Below are 2,014 nucleotides of genomic sequence, written 5' to 3'. Positions count from 1 at the left end.
GGGCCGCGCCGACAGGGGCCGCGCCGGGCCGCTCCACGTCCCGACCCTCGCGGCCCTGGGCCTTGGCAACGCGATCCGTCTCGCCTCCGGCCTCGAGACGGACCTGCCCCCCGCCACCAACGGGCTCTGGGGCGCGGCCACGCAAACCAGCCCCGGCAAGGACACGCCCTCGGGTCATTGGGAGATCGCGGGCGTGCCGGTGCCGTGGAACTGGCACTATTTTCCCGACACGAAACCCGCCATTCCCGACAACCTCTTGGCCCTCATCCGCGATGCCGCGCAAACGACCGGCACGCTCTGCAACGCGCACGCCTCGGGCACCAGGGTCATCGCGGAACATGGCAAAGAGCATATGCAAACCGGCTGGCCCATCGTCTATACCTCGGCCGACAGCGTGCTCCAGATCGCCGCGCACGAGGACACGTTCGGCCTCGACCGCCTGCTCGACCTATGCGCCACCATCGCCCCGGCCTTCCACGCCCGCCGGGTCGGCCGCGTCATCGCGCGCCCCTTCGTCGGAGACCCGGGCAATTTCACCCGCACCCCGAACCGCCACGACTATGCCATCGCGCCCCCCGCCCCCACGCTCCTCGACTGGGCGCAGGCGGCGGGCCGCACCACGTTCGCACTGGGCAAGATCGGCGACATCTTCTCGATGCGCGGTGTTTCCAACCACCTCAAGGGCAGTGACGCCACGCTCATGACCCATCTGGAACACCTCATCGACACCGCCCCGGACGGCGGGCTCACCTTTGCCAATTTCGTGGAATTCGACACCGATTTCGGCCACCGCCGCGACGTCGCCGGTTACGCCCGCGCGCTCGAATGGTTCGACGCCGAGCTGGCGCGGCTCCTGCCCCGTCTCCGGGCCGGCGACCTGATGCTCGTCACCGCCGATCACGGCAACGATCCGACCTGGACCGGCACCGACCACACCCGCGAACGCGCTCCCGTGCTGATCGCCGGGCAGGGCACGGGCGAGATCGGCCACGTGGCCTTTGCCGATATCGGCGCCAGCGTCGCCCACCACCTGGGCCTTGCCGAACGCGGCGCGGGGGAGAGCTTCCTGTGACGCGCTCGGGGTCCGTTGACACTCACGACGCGCAACCGCTTATCCACGCCACCCCGGGGGGATGAATGCAATTGCCTCTTGCCGCTGATTTCTGCGACAAGCAAAGAAGCGCCGGAAGCAGAAGGAGTTCGGAATCGAGATGAAAGACCACCTCACCGTCGTCAAACACCCGCTCATCCAGCACAAGCTGACCCTGATGCGCCAAAAGGACACCTCGACCGCCGTGTTCCGCCAGCTCCTGCGCGAGATCTCGCAATTGCTGGCCTACGAGGTCACGCGCGAATTGCCGATGACCACCCGCACCATCGACACCCCGCTCTGCCCGATGGAGGCGCCGGTTCTGGCCGGGCGCAAGCTCGCGCTCATCTCGATCCTGCGCGCGGGTAACGGGCTCCTCGACGGGATGCTCGAACTCATTCCCTCGGCGCGGGTCGGTTTCGTCGGGCTCTACCGCGACGAGGCCACGCTCCAGCCGGTGCAATACTACTACAAGGTGCCCGACCACCTTGGTGAGCGGCTCGTGATCGCGGTCGATCCGATGCTCGCCACCGGCAACAGCTCGGCCGCCGCCATCGACCTGCTCAAGGGCTCCGGCGCCACCAATATCCGCTTCCTGTGCCTCTTGGCCGCGCCCGAAGGTGTGGCCCGCATGAAAGAGGCCCACCCCGACGTGCCCGTCGTGACCGCCGCGCTTGACGAACGGCTCAACGAAAAGGGCTATATCGTGCCCGGCCTCGGCGACGCCGGCGACCGGATGTTCGGCACGAAATAGGCTTGCCCCGCCTGTCAACAGCGGCCCTGTCTGCTTCGCGACCGCCACGGGTTGCCGGGACGGCGTTCGAGGAGAGGCAATGCGGGCGGAGCAGGCAAACCGCAAAAGCACCGAGGGCGAGCGCCGGTCCGGGGGGGGGGCGCTCCGACACCGACCGAGGGCAGTTTATC

Annotated in this window: 2 protein-coding genes; both read left to right on the top strand. The window is 68.2% G+C overall.

Features of this window, described 5'->3' with window-relative positions; all coding sequences use genetic code 11:
• Positions 1-1,072, top strand: a 1,072-nt coding sequence (locus ACESL9_RS09880) for a phosphopentomutase (RefSeq protein ID WP_372674776.1), incomplete at its 5' end; no start/stop codon positions are given.
• A 139-nt stretch (positions 1,073-1,211) separates the two neighbouring features.
• Positions 1,212-1,844: a uracil phosphoribosyltransferase gene (gene upp / locus ACESL9_RS09875; protein ID WP_372612298.1), complete on the top strand. Its 633-nt coding sequence runs from the start codon at positions 1,212-1,214 to the stop codon at positions 1,842-1,844.
• Positions 1,845-2,014 lie beyond the last annotated feature (170 nt).

The organism is Aquicoccus sp., from assembly GCF_041686535.1.
Classification (GTDB): domain Bacteria; phylum Pseudomonadota; class Alphaproteobacteria; order Rhodobacterales; family Rhodobacteraceae; genus Aquicoccus.
Note: the sequence above shows the minus strand (reverse complement) of the source record. Positions and strands in the feature narration are given on the sequence as shown.